The sequence below is a fragment of the Actinoplanes philippinensis genome (assembly GCF_900113015.1).
In the GTDB taxonomy this organism is placed as follows: Bacteria; Actinomycetota; Actinomycetes; order Mycobacteriales; family Micromonosporaceae; genus Actinoplanes; species Actinoplanes philippinensis.
Window position 1 is genome coordinate 270,270 of record NZ_FONV01000008.1, and the last position, 16,102, is coordinate 286,371.

Sequence of the window (16,102 nt, forward strand, 5' to 3'; positions counted from 1 at the left end):
CGAGTCCCCCGTCAGAAAGGCGCCGCCGTGCAACCCTCCTCCTCACCCGTCCCGCCGACCTTCCAGGAGTTCATGGAGAACGCCCAGCGGCTCGAGGACCGGATGCGCCAGGGCCAGGCGGAGCTGGAGAAGTCGGTCGTCACCGGCCGCTCGCAGGACGGGACGGTCGTCGCCGTGGCCACCGGTCTGGGCCGGCTCCAGGCCGTCCGGGTCGACCCCCGGATCTACGAGCAGCGTGACGTGGCGTCATTGCAGAGAGCAATCATGGAGGCGATGCGGGCGGCCGGTGAGAACGCCGCCGCCCTGGCCGCGGAGAAGATGGGACCCGTCGAGATCAACCTCCACTGAGGACGCCCGAATCTCGGCCGGAGGTCTCTGAGCTGGTGATTCGTACGACCTTCATGGACCTTTGAATTCGTTGAGGTTGCCGTGGAGATTTTTTGAAGAACGTTTAAAGACACTCGCTCCGCCCACATTGAGTGACGGAGGTGTCTGTGGAGAAGGTTGATGTCGCGGTGCACGCGCCGGACCCGTTGACCCATGCGGGGCTGGTGAGTCATCTTCGGACGCGGTCCGGCATCACCGTGCTGCCCGCCGAGGAACGGTCCCGGGCCGATGTGCTGATCGTCGCCGCCGAGCGGCTCACCACCGATGTCATCGCCATGCTGCGTCTCGCGGCCGGTGAGGTGGGCGCCCCCGTGGTGCTGGTCGCCGGCGAGATCAGCGAGCAGGAGCTGCTGATCGCGGTGGAGTGCCGGGTGGTCGCCATCCTCCCGCGTGCCGTGGTCACCGCCGAGCGTCTGCTGCACAGCGTCCTCGCCGCGGCCTCGGGCGGCGGCGTCCTGCCGCCGAACCTGGTCGGCGAGCTGCTCAAGCACGTCGAGCGTCTGCAGCGCGACGTGCTCACCCCCAACGGGCTGAACGCCTCCGGTCTCACCGCCCGCGAGATCGACGTGCTCCGGCTGATGGCCGACGGTCTCGACACCAACGAGATCGCCGACGAGCTGTGCTATTCCGAGCGGACCGTGAAGAACGTCATCTACGGCCTCAACCACCGGCTGAAACTGCGCAACCGTTCGCACGCGGTGGCCTACGCCGTGCGCTCCGGCGTGATCTGAGGCGCTCGTGCCGGGTTCAGCCGTGATCGCGAGGCACACCGTCGGCAGCGCCCTGGTGCTGCACGCCCGTGAGCAGATCAGCGCGGAGGCCCGGTCGATGGCGCTGTCGGTGCCGAGCGACCCCGACAACGACATCGTCATCCTCGATCTGCACGACGAGCTGCCGTTCGACGTCTGGGACTCGGTGGCCGCCGCGCTGCACCGCCGCGGCCGGGGCATCCGGCTGATGGTCTGCGGCGCGCACCCGGAGACCGGGGCGCTCGCCGGCCAGTGGCTGTCCGACCGGCTCGGCCGGCCGGTGATCGCCCCGTTCGGCCGGCTGATCCCGGGAGCGGCGGGCCTGCTGTTCGTGCACGCGGCGGACCTCGGCGGCTGGGTCTGCTACCGGCAGGGCCGGACGCCGGTCTGGCAGTCGAAGCGCTATCCGGTGCCGGCCTGGGACGGCGCGGCCGTCGACTACCTGCCGATCAGCTCCACCACGGCGGCGGAACCCCTTCCCGGCGGTGTCTGGCTGCGCGAGAGCCGGGACGAGGCGGCGATAGCCGAGCACTGGCACCGTCTCATGTCGACGATGCCCTGCCAGCCGCACGCGATGTCGGTCATCCTGGGGTGCCCGGGCACCGCCCCGCTCAGCCTCGACGACATCGCCCGGTTCTGGCGCGGTCTGGCGCCCCAGGGCCGCAGCCACGCCCGTTTCGTTCACTACGGCCCGGTCGCCCTGCGTACCGGCGAGACGGTCGGCCAGGCGCTGGCCGACCTGCTGGAGAGCCCGGTGGTTCTCTTCGGCGGCGTGCCCGCCGGCAAACCGTCCGAGCCGGGCCTGTTCACGGTCGGCTCCGACGGCCGGCCCGGCTGGCAGGTCTTCGCCCGGGAGCTGGCCTACCATCCCCGCGACAGCCGAGGGTCCGCGGCGAGGACACCCCGCATCCTCGGGCACCGCGCCCCGGAGCTGCTCGGCGAGCCGCTCGGCGCCCTCGCCTACCGCTACACCGACGACGCGGTCGTCGAGGTGATCCAGTCCGGCCTCTGGCTGCGCGGCGAGGAGCCACCCGGGTACGCCGACCGTATCCGCGCCATCCCGGCCGATCCGGACAGCATGCGCATCGTCGTGGACGACGCGGCGCCGGCCCTCGTCGACCGCTACCGCGAACTCGCCGGCGACCTGGCCGGCCGCCTCGACCCGGCGACCCGCGACCGGACGACGACGCCGCTGTCCTCGGTGGCCGTCCGGGCCGGGCTGCGGGCGCCCGGCCCGGCGGGTGGCGTGGTGACCGCCCCGCAGGATGTCCCGGGCCGTCCTCCGCACGATGTCCGGGACCGTCCTTCGCACGATGTCCCGGGCCGTCCTCCGCACGATGTCCAGGGCCGTCCGGAGCCCGCGTCGGTGCCGGAGCCCGCCGTCGCTCCGCCGAATCTCACGGTGGCCGGCCCCGCGGTCGTGGCCGAGCCGGCGCCGGCGGAAGGTGTAGCCGCCCCGGCGCCGGCGGAAGCTGTCGCCGCCCCGGCGCCCGTGGAGCCGCCCACTTCGCCACCGGCGCGGCCCTCGTGGGCCGCCGGCCCGACCATGGCGTTGCCCCTGCGGCGTCCGGACCATCCCGCGGCCCCGTCGAAACCCGCTCCGGCCTGGGCCGCCGTGACCCTGGAGATCCCGGCAGTCGCCTCTCCCGCGACCGCCCCACCGCCGCCGGCAGTCGCCTCTCCCGCGACCGCCCCACCGCCGCCGGCAGTCGCTTCTCCCGCGACCGCCCCACCACCGCCAGTCGTCCGGGAACCCGCCGAGGCCGGCGCATCCGGCTACTTCCAGCAGACCCCGGGCGACGAGGTACGCGCTTACCGTCCCGACCTCGACCCGGCAGCGGAACGGGCCTGGCTGCGCCGCGCCTTCAGCCGGGAGTTCGAGGCCGTCTCCGGTGGCATCGCCCGGATCCTCGCCGAGCACGCCATCCTGCAGAGCGGTCCGGAGGCGCTGGAACACGCCGTCGCCGTCCGCCTCTACCTCTCCGTCTGGGGCGACAGCGTCGACAAGATGCTGCGCCTGGCCGAACCGGGCGTACACGTCTCCTTCGCCCGGTGTGTGGCCACGGGGCTGAGCCGGCTGCCCTCGCACCGCGGTGTCACCTACGCGGCGGCCGACCTGACCACCGACGAGATGCGGCAGCTCACCCGCCGGGAGACGCTGACCGACTGGGGGTTCACCAACGCGCTCATCGAACGGCCCGCCGGCCTGCCGGGCAACGTCGAGGTGATGCTCTGGTCCACCACGGCCCGGCGTACCCGGCTGCTGGAACCGGAGGGCGACGCCGGCCTGCCGGGGCGGGTCCTGTTCCTGCCGGGGACGTCGTTCAAGGTGCTGGAGCTGCGCGAGCCCGCCGACGGCGCCCGCGGGCTGCTCCTGCTCCGGGAGTTGGTCCGGGACGAGGCCGGGTTCGGCCGGCGGGTTCCGCTGGACGATCTGGCGCTCGCCGCCCTGCGCCGCAGTGTCGAGCGTGACGCCGGCGCCGGGCCGTCCCTGCCGACGAGCATCGCGAGCCGGTTCCTCGGTGTGCCCGGGATGATCTGATCCGGTCAGGTCGACGCGGGCCGTGCACCGGCCGCGAGCTGCCGCAGGGCCGACTCCAGCGACTCCCGTTGCGACCCGGTGCACCGGCCGTCGGCCAGCACCCGGCCGATCAGGTCCCCGGCCTGGCCGGGCGACTCCCGCACCAGCTCACCACCGTGGGCGGCCAGCCAGTCCACCATCCACGTGTCGATCTCGGGCGTACCCCTGACCAGGTGTTCGGCGACCCGGACGACGGTGCCGCCGCCGGCGGCCAGCACCTGCGCGGCGTGCCGGTGCAGGGTCGGCCGCAGTGCCGCCGGGACGCTCTCGACCAGGGCCTGCCGCAGCACCGGATGCCGGAACGCCAGGGCGGCGCCGCTGTCCACGACGACGTCCGCCTCCCGCAGATCGGCCTCGACGGTCGACGCGGCGCGCCCGGTGAACGCCGCCACGTCCGCGACGGTGAACTCGGCGCCGAGCAGCGCGGCGTGGCGCAGCGTCTCCCACCGGTCCGGGTGGAGATGGGCGAGGGTCTCCTGCGCCGTGTCGAGCAGTGATCGGGGAATCTCCGAGACGTGCTCGTCCACCTCGGCGAACCCGTCGACCACCCGGACGGCCCGCTGCCGCACCAGGCCGTGGGCCAGCTCCCGGGCGTACAGCGGGTTGCCGCCGGTCAGCTCGGTCAGCGACCGCAGGGCCGGACCGGGTTCCCCGCCCGCCACAGCGCCGACGATCCGCTCGGTGTCGCCGCGGTCCAGCGGCCCGAGGACCATGACGTGCCCGCCGTACGCCGTCACCCGGTCGCGAAGGCGGGCCGACTCGCGGCCGTTCGGCTCGGGCCGGGCCGCGCCGACCAGCAGGAGCGGCAGCGAGCCGGTGAGCTCGATCAGCCGTTCCCAGACCAGCAGGCCGACCTCGTCCATCCACTGCATGCCGTCGACGGCCAGCGCCAGTGGGCCGGTGGCGCACAGGTCACCGACGTATCCGACGATCCGCTCGACACCCTGGGGATCGCCGGTCAGAGCGAAGGCCAGCGCGGCACGATGGGGGTCGGCGGCGGTGGTCTCCAGACCCAGCGCCCGCATCACCGCCCGCAGCGGGACGCGGCTGCTGAACTCGTCGGCGACGCCCCGGACGACCCGGCACCCGGTCCGCCCGGCCTCCTCCAGGACGACCGCCATCAGCTCGGACTTGCCGATCCCCGGTTCGCCCTCGATCCAGAGAGCGGTGCCGTGGCCGGCGGCCGCCCGGCCGGCCAGGCGGTGCAGCAGCCGTACCTCGGTGTCCCTGCCGACCAGGACGGGAACCGGCGTCCGGGTGGCGGCCGGCACGGACGCCGGCGTGTGCCGCGGCGTCGGCGGCGTGGTGGGCGGCTCCTCGGATCCGGCCAGGATCCGCCTCTGCAACGCGCGGATCGACGGGCCCGGCTCGACGCCGAGCTCGTCGACGAGGGTCCGCCGGGCCGCACGGAACGCGTCGAGCGCCTCGGTGGCACGTCCCGCCCGGTGCAGCGCCGACATCAGCAGCTCGTGGAACGGCTCGTGCAGCGGGTGCCGCCGGACCAGGGTGGTGAGGTCGGCGATCAGCCCGTCGTCGCCGCCGGCCGCCAGGATCAGCCGGGCCCGCTGCTCCGCCGCGGCGATCCGCAACCGCTCCAGCCGGTAGCGGTCCAGCTCGACGAAACGGCCGGTCAGGTTCGCGTAGGCGTCGCCCTGCCAGAGCGCGAGCGCCTCGTCGAGGCCGGCCACCGCCTCGTCGGTCCGGCCCGCCGCGGCCGCCGCCGTGGCCGATTCGTAGAGGTGGTGGAACCGGTCGGCGTCCAGGGCGTCCGGGGCGAGCCGCAGCGTGTAACCGGCCGCCCCGGAGAGCAACGGCCCGTCGCTGCGTCCCGGTTCGCGGTGCGGTTCCAGGCTTCGCCGCAGCCCGGAGACGTACGTGTACACGTTGCCCGCCGCGGTCGTCGGTGGGAAGTCCCCCCACAGCGCCACGATCAGCTCGTTGCGGCTGACCACCCGGTTCGCGTTGGCCGCCAGCACCGCGAACAGCGCACGCCGGCGTGCCGTGCCCAGGTCGATCTCCCGGCCGCTGCGCCAGGCGCGCACCGGTCCCAGGACGTTGACGCAGAGCCCGGTCATCGGACGGCCGAGCACTCGTCCGGGACCAGCCCGGCCCGGAGCAGGGACTGCCTGAGCCGGTCGGCGAGCAGCTCACGCGACTGCGGCGACAGGCTGGGCGAGGAGACGGCGTGCCGCAGCACGGCGATCGCCGAGGCCGGGACCGTGGCGCTCAACTGCTCGACGTTGGCCGTCAGCCACTGCTCCACCCACGCGTCGATCGGGACCGGCCCGGCCAGCAGCTGACCCGCGACGCGAGGGAGATCGCCGCCGGCCTCGGCGATCCGCTGGGCGAGTTGCCGGTGCATGGTGACCCGGAGCGCGGTCGGGATCGCGCCGCGCAGCACCTGATGGACCACCGGGTGGCGGAACCGTACCCGGTTGCCGTCCTCGACCAGCACCCCGGCGGCCATCGCCTCCTCCACGAACGGCACCAGCGCGGGCAGGGGCTTCCCGGTCACCGCCGCCAGGTCGGCTGTCCGATGGTTGGCGCCCAGGAACGCGACCGCGTGCAGCAGCTCCCGGGTGTCGTCGGTCAGCGGCCGCAGATGCCGGTGGACGGCCTCGATCAACTCGGGCGCCGGCGTGTCGGGGCTGAGCCCCTGCCGTTCGGTGATGACCAGATGGCGCAGGTAGAGCGGGTTGCCCCCGGCGGCGGCGACCATCGAGCGGACCGCGCCCGGCTCGATGTCCGCCCCGAGGGTCCAGCCACGCACCAGCTCGGTCGCCGTCGGGTCGTCCAACGGGCCCAGCTCGATCAGGGTGGTGCCGGTACGGGGCAGCAGCCGCCGCAGCAGACGCATCTCGTGCCCGGTGGGCAACGGCCGGGAGGCCGACACGAGCAGCAGCGGCAGCCGGTCGGTGAGTTCGTGCAGGGCGTGCCAGACCAGCAGCGACGTGTCGTCCGCCCACTGCATGTCGTCCAGGACGAGCAGGACGGGACTCTCGGCGCACCGGACGACCACGAACGCCTTGACCGCGTCGATCACGGCCATCGTCGGCGGCATCGTGCCGTGCGCGGCGTACAGGGGGGCGAGCAGATCGTTCGCCGTGTCGCGGGGCAGGAACTCCGGCAGCAGACTCAGCGGCGCGCCCCGATCCGGCTCGTCCCCGACACCCCAGCCCACCTGCACCGCGGCGGTGGCGGCATCACGCAGGCCCTCGGCGAGCAGCGCGGACTTGCCGATCCCCGCCTCACCACTGATCCAGAGGCTGCCGCCGTGGCCCCCGTCGGCCAGAGCGGCGACCGCATGCCGGAGCCGGGCGACCGCTGCGGTCCGCCCCCGGAAACCGGCGTGCCGCGGAGGCGCCGGCGAGCGGGTCCGCACCGGGCGGGCGGCCTCGTCGGCCAGCTGGGCGTGGATCCGCGCCACGGCGGCGCCGGGCTCGGTGCCGGACTCCGTCGCCAGGCGTTCCCGCAGTTCGGCGTAGAGCGCGAGCGCCTCGTCGGCGCGGTCCTCGGCGGCGAGCGCCAGCATGGTCACCGCGTACAGGCTCTCCCGGGTGGTGTGGCGCGCGGCGAGGTCCAGCAGACCATCGGTGACCTCGGCGGCCCGGCCGAACCCCAGCATCAGCTCGGCGTGGCGCTCTACGGAGGCCAGGTGGAGCTCACCGAGCCGGACGCGCTGGGCCTCGGCGTGCGGCCCGGGCACCCCGGCCAGGGGCTCGCCACCCCGCCACTCGGCGAGCGCGGCATCGAGGGCGGCCAGTTCGTTACCGGCGTCCCCGGACGCGCGGAACGCCCGGCTCTCCTCGCGTGCCCTCTCGAAGCGGTGGACGTCCACCTGCTCGGCCGGCACGTGCAGGCGGTAGGTCCCACCCCGCGACGTGAGAACCGTGTTGGCGGACCCGCGGTCACGGCCCGGTTCGAGGGCGCGGCGCAGCGCCGAGACGTACGTGTAGAGGTTGCCCATCGCGCTGGACGGCGGGTTCTCACCCCAGACCGCGGCGATCAGCTCCTCCCGCGGCACGGCGCGGTCGGAGTGCAGGGCGAGGGCGGCGAAGACGGCTTGGCGGCGGGCGGCGCCCAATGCCACGTCTCGTCCCGCGAGTGTCACCCGGGGCGTGTCCAGCAGACGGATGTCGAAGCTGATGGGCACTGCCGTCATGGAGTTCCTCGCGATATCCCCTGCTTGATCAATCAACTATTCGGCCGAAATATTAGCCGAAAGTCGGATGGGAGCAACCGTTGGTGTGACGCCGTCGATGGAATCCGTTCGTCAGGCTCGCCGCTGACGGCGAGGAGGGGCATCGTGCCTAGCAGAGCCGGGCACTGTCTGTCCCGGCACGCTGTCGAATCATCGGCCGGGGTGATGAACTCGTAATCGTTTCCTCCCGGCGAGATGCCGGAACGACGGGTACTTGGGGGCCGGATTGAGCGACGAATTCGCGGGCGAGATCTTCCTCACCCTGGCGAACGAGGGCCGGTTGATAGTCGCTCCGGACGAGGCCGATTCCCTGATCGCCGGCCTGGAGGAGACGATCGCCATCCTCAACGAACGGTTGACCCTGCTCGATCTCTGGCGGCGGGCCCCGGGCCTCGGCGAGATGCCGCCGGCGGTCTCCGGCGCGATGGTGGACACCGTCTTCGCCGATCAACTTTGCCCGGGCCGCATCGAGCGCGCCGCCCGGGAACTCCCGAAGTACGTCGCGGCGCTGCGCCTGGCCCGGCGGGAACTCGCCGTCGACTGAGTCAGCCGGCCCGCCCCGGCGGTGACAGGGCGGCCGGGCGCCGCCGCCACAGGTGTGCCACCAGCAGCATCGTCACCAGCACGCCCAGCCCGATGGCGACCGCGATCAGCACGGTGCCCAGCGTGCCCAGACCGCTGCGCGGAGCCGGCTCCGGCGCCGCGACGGCCGCCGGTTCGACGGCCGCCGGCGTGGTGACCGCGGCGACCGGGGCGACCACACCGCCGGCCACCGTGTCGAGCACCCGCCGGGTCACCTGCACCGCGGACATCCCGGGGTGGGCCGAGCGGACCAGCGCGATCGTGCCGGCCACGAAGGCGGCTGCGTACTCCGGTCCGGTGCCGGCACGGCCGATGGTCGCCACCTCGGCGCCGGGAGCGAGCAGATCCGCCGCGACGGAGGTGGACGGGCGGCCGTCCCGGCCCGCCGCACCGACCCGGAGCAGACCGTCCACCGCCGGGGCCGCGGCGGCGGCCGGGATCACCACCACCACGTCGCCGGCGATCGCCTCCTTGATGGCGGCGCTCACCTGCGGGTTTGCGGCATCGACGGTGGCGCCGACGAGCAGCACCCCGGCACCGGACGAGGCCGCCACCTCGATGGCGGTCGCCGCGAGAGCCGGCGCCGGCTTCGTGGCCCCGGCCTTGACCGGTATCACCTTCGCGCCCGGCGCCACACCGAACGTCCGTCCCGCGGCGCCGTCGTCGCCGGCCACGATGCCCGCCAGCGCCGTACCGGAACCGGTGCAACTGTCGTCGCCGCGGCCGGTGCCGCCGGCCACGTCCGTGCCGGCCAGGACCCGGCCGGCCAGCCCGGGGGCCGAGCCGTCCACCCCGGAGCCCACGATCGCCACCTTGACGCCGGAGCCGTCCGCCACGGTCCACGCCCCGCTCGGCGTGAGCAGGGACTGACCCCACGACGCGGCGTCCGGCACGGCGGTGCTCCACCGGCACTTCGACGGACGGGCCGCATCGGCCGGCAGGGGGCCGTGCTCTACCTCCGCGCCGACCGCGTCCCACGGCAGAACCAGACGCCAGCCCGGCTTGAGGTCGTCGAGACCGGTGAGCCGGCCGCCGTCGGGTTGCACCCGGCCCACGTTCAGCTCGAGGATCTCTCCGGCCCGCTGCGGGTCACCGAGGAAACGCTCCGCGATCTCCCGTAGATTCTCCGGCGCGCCCTGATGGCCTCGGGTGACCGTGTAGAAGTACTGGTTCCGTACCGCGTCCGCGGGGGGCTCCGCCCGGGCCGGCAGGGCAGACCCGGTGACCGTCGCCACGACCGCGGCGACAACCAGCGCGACCGGACGTGTCGTGGCCGGCATCGCCCTCACCATTCGGACTTCTCCACGAGCGCCCACTCGTGATCGTCGTTCGCCTTGCACGGGAAGAGGGACAGCCGGGTGTCGGGACCGCCGTCGGCGTCACCGTTGACGTCGAGACACATGTCGGAGGCCGAGTTGCGCAGCCAGTAGTAGGCGAAGCCGCCGGAGGTAGTGCGCGGCTCCAGCCGGAAGTACTGGTTGTCGTCGTCGAAACAGTTGGACTCGTTGAGCGCCGTCCGTTCCGCCACCGCGCCGTTGCCCGGCGGGTCGATGCAGTAACCGTCGTCGACGTTGCGGATCCAGTAGAGCTGGGACCCGCCCGCGTCCACCCTCCGCGGCTCGAACGTCCACTCCTGGTTGTCGTCACCGGTCTTGGCGCAGGGGAACTGGTTGACCGGGCCGTCCACCGAACCCGCCTGGTAGTTGGGCACGTCGACGCACATCCCGGTGGCGAGATTGAGGACGAAGTACGGGCCGTAGGCGGTGCCCGAGGCGCCGGCTCCCTTGACGGCCGGCTGATTGGTCCGGCCCGGAGCCGCCGATGTGGGGCCGGTCGTCGTACGGCTGGGCCGCGCGGAGGACGGGGCGGACGACGGCGCCGACGGCTTCTTGACCGGCTGCAGCCGGGAGTCCTTGGCGTACTGGGTCTGTGCGGTGGACACCCGCTCGGCCAGGTCGGTCACCGCCGCGGCCCGGTCGCCCCGGGTGAACGCGGCCAGCGCGAAGGTGTACCCGCCGTTCTTCTTGATCAGGTCACACATGGTGCGGCCGAGTGCCGGGATCGCCACGGCCGGATCCCACGGCGACCTGCCGGGCGCCGCCTTGACGGTGCTCGACCACACCCGTGGCGGGAACTGCGCGATCCCCTGCTCGCCGGCCGCGCCCAGCTTGTTCGGGTCGAAGCCGGAGGTGGCCATGATCTGTGCCGCGATCCGGGCCGGCGGCATGTCCGGGCAGCTCTTGCCGGCGGTGGCGATCGCCGGCATGTACATCGCCGGGACCGGGACCACCGTGTCACCGGCGGCAGGGGCCGGCGCCGGGGACGGGACCACGGCCTGACCGGCGAAACCGGGCTGCAGGGCATACCAGTTCGCATACCGCTCGACGGTCGTCACATACTCGTCCGCCGCGTCGGGGACACCGCCGGCCGCGATCACCGGCTCCATGCCGAGCCGGTGCGCCGCCAGCGCCACCCGCCACGGATCCTCGTCCAGGTTCACCGTACGGGCCTGGCCGACGAGCCGGCACATGTGATGGGCCAGAGCGGTCACGGCGGCCTCGCGGTCGGTGATCCGCGCGCCCTCCCACGGCACGTTCTCCTGCCACTGGGCCGGGGTCAGCGCCGCCACCCCGGCCGCGCCGCCGCCGCTCATCGCCGCCACCGGCTGGTCACCGAAGCTCGACGCGACCATGACCTGCCCGGCCAGCCGGGGCGCGGTGAGCGCGGTGCAGGAGGACGCCGCGCCGACGAGGATCCGCACGTCCTGGGCGGAGACCCGGTTGCCCGTCTCCTGCTCGCCGGCGCCGGCCGCTCGCCGGGCGGCCAGGCCCCCGGCGCCGGTCAGGACCGCGAGCGCCAGCACGACGCCGAGGACGACCGGGCGGCCCAGACGTGACCGCCGGGACGGGGCCGACGGCCGGGGCGTGGAAAGGACCTCGGTGGGTTCGTCGGTGCCGGTCGACCCGGTGGACGCCACCGCCGGGACCTCGGCGGGCTGCTCCACGGGGTCACCGGCAGTCTCCGTCACCGGGGCCGGGGCGGCGGCCTCCTGCTCCCATCGCAGAGTGCCGACGACCGCGTCGAACATCAGGACCACGGCCTGGACCGCGTCGGCGTCCACGTCACCGTCACTGACCGCGGTGAACGTGACCAGCCCGTAGGCGCCGGGAATCCGGGGATGGGCGACGTAGTACTTGACCTGGCGGGACGGCATCCTGTTCTCGGCCGGCCCGCTGCTGGACACGGTGGACACCCGGACGGCCTGGGAACCGCCGATCTCCAGGTAGGTCCCGTCCGCCCCGGCTCCGGCGAGGACCGACGCGAACAGCTGCTCCGGGGCGGTGCCCTCCTCGACGTCCTCCACCACAGTGACGAACAGCGAGCCCGGCAGCCGTACGCCGTCGAAGTCCCCGATCGGCAGCAGCACCGTCCGCGCCTGGTGGCGGCTCGCCTCGTCGAGCGCGGCGGTCACCTCGTGGCGCAACGCCCGCTGCCAGGGGCCGGCCTTCCCGGCATCCGCGGGCGCATGCCCGCGGACCAGCTCGTCGATGATCCGGGCGCGGTCACCGGCGCCGGTCGAGCCGGCCGGGATCTGCGCCCAGCCGTCCGGGACGATGATCTCCAGGTCGATCACGATGGTCCCCCTGGCGGCGGATCGGGATGTACAAAGCGGCGGTAACCATAACGCAGCCGACCGCCCCGGAAGCGGCCCGATGCCCCGCCCCTGCACGGGCGCACCCTCAGGTCTGCCCGCCCCACAACGCATCGACCGTCACGCCCAGCACCCGGGCCGCCGGGAAAGCCGGGGCCGCCGCCGACGCGGCAGCCCCGGCGCGGTTCTCAGGGGTGCGTCAGATCCAGCGTCTTCACCCCGGTCGCCGGGATGCCGACCTTGGTGGCGGTGCTGATGTCGGTGGCGCCGGCGTGCCACAGCTTGGTCTCCGAGCCGCTGTACAGGTCCCACTTCAGCTTGACCTGCTGGCCGCCGATCAGCGGGATCTCGTACGCCGTCACGCTGTTCCCACCGTCGTACCCGTGGAAGTAACCGACCAGGTCGCCGGTGGCCGCGTTGTGGGCCAGCAGCCGCACCTCGCGGGCGCCCGGGCTGACCGAGCCGCGCAGCGTCGCGCCCTTGACCAGCCGGAAGTCGTAGGTGCTGGAGCCACCCGCGGTGACCGGGATCCGGACGGCCTGGAAACGGTTGCCGGTGTTGCCCGACCACTGGAACGGGTAGCCGTCGGTGAGCGAGAAGAGCAACGGCCAGGCGTACGGGCCGAGCTTGCCGACCACGTAGCGGCCGGACGCGTCGGTACGCACCCCACCCGGCTCACCCGAGCCGAAGTCCGCGGTCGCCTGGTAGTTGACGTTGACCCCGCTCACCGGGGCGCCGGAGGTTCCGGTCACCACACCGGTGATCGATCCGGCCCGGTCCAGCCGCACCTTCGGAGCCGTCACGGTGGCGCCGGCCTTGACCGTGATCCGGGCGGCCGCCCGCTGGTCGCCGGTGCCGCCGGACGCGCCGAGCCACTGGTGGCCGTAGGTGCCGGGAGCCTGGACGAAGACCGTGTACGTGCCGGGCGCGGCCGGGGTGTACAGCGTCCCCGTGCCGTCGTGGCCGGTGCAGCCGCCGCTGAAGTTCTCCGGCCGGCCGATCATCTTGAGCGTGACACAGGCGTCGGCGACCGTCGCCCCGGTCAGCCGGTCGACGGAGGTGATCGCGACCTGGCCGCCGAGGACCAGCGGCACGGTCACCGTGGTGGTCTGGTTCGCCACCGCCTGCGCGGTCACGCCCCGGCCGGCCAGGTAGAGGGCGGAACCGCTCGCCTCGACGTCGAAGCGCACCGGCCCCGCGGGCACGTCGCCGAGGGTGACGCCGGCCGCGTCACCGCACACCGGGTCGGGAAGCTCCCACGCCTGCACGCAGAAGTCACCCACCGGCGCCCCGGTGACCGAGTCGACCGCCTTCACGACCAGCGCGGTGGGCGGCGGCAGCGTCCCGTCCGCGGTCGTCGTCGCGTCGGCGGCCACGGTGAACGTGCCGGGCAGCAGGTGCACGGCCCGGTTCCAGCCGAACGCCACCTGGTACTCACCGGGCAGCACGCCGTCGAAGGTGTAGAAACCGTTCTCGTCGGTGTAGGCGTAGGCGGCCGGCTCCCCGCCGCGCCGCAGCGTCACCTCCGAGCCGTACAGCGCGGCGCCGTCCCGCCCGGTGAGGTGGCCGCTCAGCGTGCCGGTGGCCAGCAGTTGGTCGTCGACCCGGACGGTCTGGCCCTCCGCGACCGGGAAGGTGGCCGCCTGGTCGGCGCTGACCTGCCGGTGCGCCCACTGGGTCAGCGACCGCCAGCCGAACGACACCCGGTAGGTGCCGGGCGTCACGTCGGCCGAGTAGGCGCCGGTGTCGTCGGTGTAGGTGTACTGGGCGCTGCCGTCGAGGTTCTCGACGGTCACGAAGGCGTAGGGCACCGGCCGGCCGGACGAGTCGGTCAGGGTGCCGGCGACGGCGGTGCTCTCGGCGGCGGCCGCGGGGGCCGTCAGCGCGCCGGCCGCCAGGAACCCGGACAGGAGGGCGAGCCCGAGCCGGGCTCGGAGTGATCTGCGCAAGGGGTGTCCTCGAAAGGGAGGTGAAGGAGAGCCGCAGCCGTGGAGGATGTCCGCTGCGATGCGGTGATCATAACCGTCCACTTCGACGCGTGGTGCCCCGTCGCAGGGCGTCCATCTCCTGCCGGATCACCAGCTCCCGATGGGGGCGATGCCGGTGAGAGTCGTGACGAGGTCGCTCATGAGGTGTCTCCTGGAGAGAGGGGTTCAGGTGTCGCGGCGGGTGAAGGCGACCGCGCCGGCGGTCAGGGTCAGCAGGACGTATCCGGCGGTCACCGCGGCGGCGCCGCCCTGCGAGAGCAGGTAGGGGTGGTCGCTGCCGGCCAGCTGCGGGGTCAGGTTGGGCAGCAGGACCGAGGCGAGCCGCAGCTGCCACACCGTCGGCAGGAAGTGGGCGAAGATCGGCGCCACCAGCACCAGCGAGCCGATGACGGTCAGCGCGCCGGCGGTGGAACGCAGAACGGCGCCCAGCCCCATCGCGACCAGGCAGGTGACGGTCACGGTCAGCGTCGCGCAGAGGACGGTCGGGATGGCGTCGGTCCACCGCGGCCACGGGTTGATCGGCTGCGGGCGGTCGCCGAGCAGCAGGCGGGCGTCGGCGAAGGCGAGCAGCGAGAACAGCGCGCCGCAGCCGAGGCCGACGAGACCGGCGACGGTGGCCTTGGCGCCCAGCAGCAGGCGGCGCCGCGGCACGGCCAGCAGCGCCGGGCCGATCGAACGGGTCGCGTACTCGCTGGTGACGAGCATGGCCCCGATCGCGCCGACGAAGAACATCACGAACGGCATGGTCACGACGGTCGGATCGGCGGTCTCGTAGCCGGCCCGCTCGGCGGGGGTGGCCGCATCGTAGGCGCTCACCAGCATGAACAGGATCAGCGCCCCCAGGGCGGTCGCGGCCACCCCGCCGGCCAGGAACGCCCACGTGGACCGGAGGCTGCGCACCTTCATCCACTCGGCGGCCACCGCATCCCGAAACGTGCGATCCATCAGAGCTGTCATCAGTGATTCTCCTCGGAGGCGGAGGCGGAGGCGGAGGCGGAAACGGAGGCGGAGGCGGGAGCCGAATCGGTGGGGGAGAGGGCGGAAGACGGCGCGGCGGCCCGATATGTGGTGGTTGAGCTGGTCATCTGCAGGTAGACGTCTTCGAGGGTGGCGCTGCGCGGCGTCAGCGCGTGGATCGGGATGCCGGCGGCCGCAGCGGCGTCACCGATGGCGGCCGCGTCCACGCCCACCGCGATAAGCGCCCCGTCGCCGGTGGTGCCGACCGTGGCGCCCAACCGGGCCAGGACTGCGGTGAGATCGGCCGGGCGCGGGGTGCGTACCAGCACGTCCTGTTCGAATCGCTGCCGCATCTCGTCGACCGACGTGTCCTCCAGCAGCCGTCCCCGGCCGATGATCAGCACCCGGTCGACGGTGACCGCCATCTCGCTCATCAGGTGGCTGGACAGCAGCACCGTACGGCCCTCGGCGGCCAGCGACCGCAGCGTCGATCGGATCCACCGGATGCCGGCCGCGTCGAGCCCGTTGACCGGCTCGTCGAGCAGCACCACCGCCGGGTCGCCGAGCAGGGCCCCGGCGATGCCGAGACGCTGCCGCATGCCGAGCGAGAACCCGCCGACCCGCTGGTGCGCCGCGCTCTCCAGGCCGACCTGCTGCAGCACCGCGCTCACCCGCGCCTTGCCGATGCCGTTGCCGCGGGCCAGACAGGCCAGGTGGGTGAAGGCGCTGCGGCCCGGGTGCGCGGCGTCCGCGTCGAGGACCGCGCCGACCTCGTGCAGCGGGCGGCGGATCCGGTCGTACCGGCGCCCGTTGATCAGGGCCTGGCCGGAGGTGGGCCGGTGCAGGCCGAGCAACATCCGCATGGTGGTCGACTTGCCGGCCCCGTTCGGCCCGAGGAAACCGGTCACCGCACCCGGACGTACCTCGAAGGACAGCCGGTCGACCGCCGTCGCCGGTCCATATCGCTTGGTCAGCTCCAACAGCTCGATCATGCGTCCCATGGTG

At 73.6% G+C, this 16,102-nt stretch carries 11 protein-coding genes; 4 read left to right on the forward strand and 7 right to left on the reverse strand.

The genetic code is table 11. The annotated features are described in order from the left end of the window. Positions 1–72 precede the first annotated feature (72 nt). The 3 genes from BM290_RS22270 (at position 73) to BM290_RS22280 (ending at position 3,678) form a co-directional block, all read left to right on the forward strand. Positions 73–348 (forward strand): YbaB/EbfC family nucleoid-associated protein, encoded by a 276-nt coding sequence (locus tag BM290_RS22270; RefSeq protein ID WP_177319860.1) that lies wholly within the window; start codon positions 73–75, stop codon positions 346–348. Between the two features lie 146 nt (positions 349–494). Further along, entirely contained in the window at positions 495–1,118 is a 624-nt protein-coding gene (locus BM290_RS22275; RefSeq protein ID WP_093617491.1) for a response regulator transcription factor, read from the forward strand. A gap of 22 nt (positions 1,119–1,140) precedes the next feature. Further along, positions 1,141–3,678, forward strand: coding sequence for a hypothetical protein (locus BM290_RS22280; RefSeq protein ID WP_093617072.1), 2,538 nt, complete (start codon positions 1,141–1,143; stop codon positions 3,676–3,678). Positions 3,679–3,683: 5 nt separating this feature from the next. Here BM290_RS22280 and BM290_RS22285 read toward each other — a convergent pair whose 3' ends face one another. Together BM290_RS22285 and BM290_RS22290 are read right to left on the reverse strand one after the other, a co-directional pair. Beyond that, positions 3,684–5,792: an ATP-binding protein gene (locus BM290_RS22285; protein WP_239144089.1), complete on the reverse strand. Its 2,109-nt coding sequence runs from the start codon at positions 5,790–5,792 to the stop codon at positions 3,684–3,686. Continuing rightward, on the reverse strand, positions 5,789–7,879 hold the full coding sequence (locus BM290_RS22290; RefSeq protein ID WP_239144090.1) for an ATP-binding protein: 2,091 nt from the start codon (positions 7,877–7,879) through the stop codon (positions 5,789–5,791). The genes BM290_RS22285 and BM290_RS22290 overlap by 4 nt, the downstream gene beginning before the upstream one ends. Positions 7,880–8,144: 265 nt before the next feature. On the opposite strand from BM290_RS22290, the gene BM290_RS22295 reads away from it, so the two are divergent. Continuing rightward, positions 8,145–8,462 carry a hypothetical protein gene (locus tag BM290_RS22295; protein ID WP_239144091.1) on the forward strand — a complete coding sequence of 106 codons (318 nt, stop codon included), beginning with the start codon at positions 8,145–8,147 and terminating at the stop codon, positions 8,460–8,462. 1 nt (position 8,463) lies between these two features. Here BM290_RS22295 and BM290_RS22300 read toward each other — a convergent pair whose 3' ends face one another. The 5 genes from BM290_RS22300 to BM290_RS22320 form a co-directional block, all read right to left on the reverse strand. Beyond that, on the reverse strand, positions 8,464–9,780 hold the full coding sequence (locus BM290_RS22300; protein ID WP_093617078.1) for a S8 family serine peptidase: 1,317 nt from the start codon (positions 9,778–9,780) through the stop codon (positions 8,464–8,466). 5 nt (positions 9,781–9,785) lie between these two features. After that, entirely contained in the window at positions 9,786–12,134 is a 2,349-nt protein-coding gene (locus BM290_RS22305; protein ID WP_143133879.1) for an RICIN domain-containing protein, read from the reverse strand. 206 nt (positions 12,135–12,340) lie between these two features. Further along, positions 12,341–14,101 carry a carboxypeptidase-like regulatory domain-containing protein gene (locus BM290_RS22310; protein WP_177319842.1) on the reverse strand — a complete coding sequence of 587 codons (1,761 nt, stop codon included), beginning with the start codon at positions 14,099–14,101 and terminating at the stop codon, positions 12,341–12,343. A 204-nt stretch (positions 14,102–14,305) separates the two neighbouring features. Then, positions 14,306–15,097 (reverse strand): ABC transporter permease, encoded by a 792-nt coding sequence (locus tag BM290_RS22315; RefSeq protein WP_093617084.1) that lies wholly within the window; start codon positions 15,095–15,097, stop codon positions 14,306–14,308. Next, positions 15,097–16,089, reverse strand: coding sequence for an ABC transporter ATP-binding protein (locus tag BM290_RS22320; RefSeq protein ID WP_093617086.1), 993 nt, complete (start codon positions 16,087–16,089; stop codon positions 15,097–15,099). The genes BM290_RS22315 and BM290_RS22320 overlap by 1 nt, the downstream gene beginning before the upstream one ends. Positions 16,090–16,102: the final 13 nt, after the last annotated feature.

Coding starts and splice junctions, on each gene's coding strand:
- BM290_RS22270 (WP_177319860.1), top strand. CDS start 73: ATGGAGAACGCCCAGCGGCTCGAGGACCGGATGCGCCAGGGCCAGGCG.
- BM290_RS22285 (WP_239144089.1), bottom strand. CDS start 5,792: ATGACCGGGCTCTGCGTCAACGTCCTGGGACCGGTGCGCGCCTGGCGC.
- BM290_RS22290 (WP_239144090.1), bottom strand. CDS start 7,879: ATGACGGCAGTGCCCATCAGCTTCGACATCCGTCTGCTGGACACGCCC.
- BM290_RS22300 (WP_093617078.1), bottom strand. CDS start 9,780: ATGCCGGCCACGACACGTCCGGTCGCGCTGGTTGTCGCCGCGGTCGTG.
- BM290_RS22315 (WP_093617084.1), bottom strand. CDS start 15,097: ATGACAGCTCTGATGGATCGCACGTTTCGGGATGCGGTGGCCGCCGAG.
- BM290_RS22320 (WP_093617086.1), bottom strand. CDS start 16,089: ATGATCGAGCTGTTGGAGCTGACCAAGCGATATGGACCGGCGACGGCG.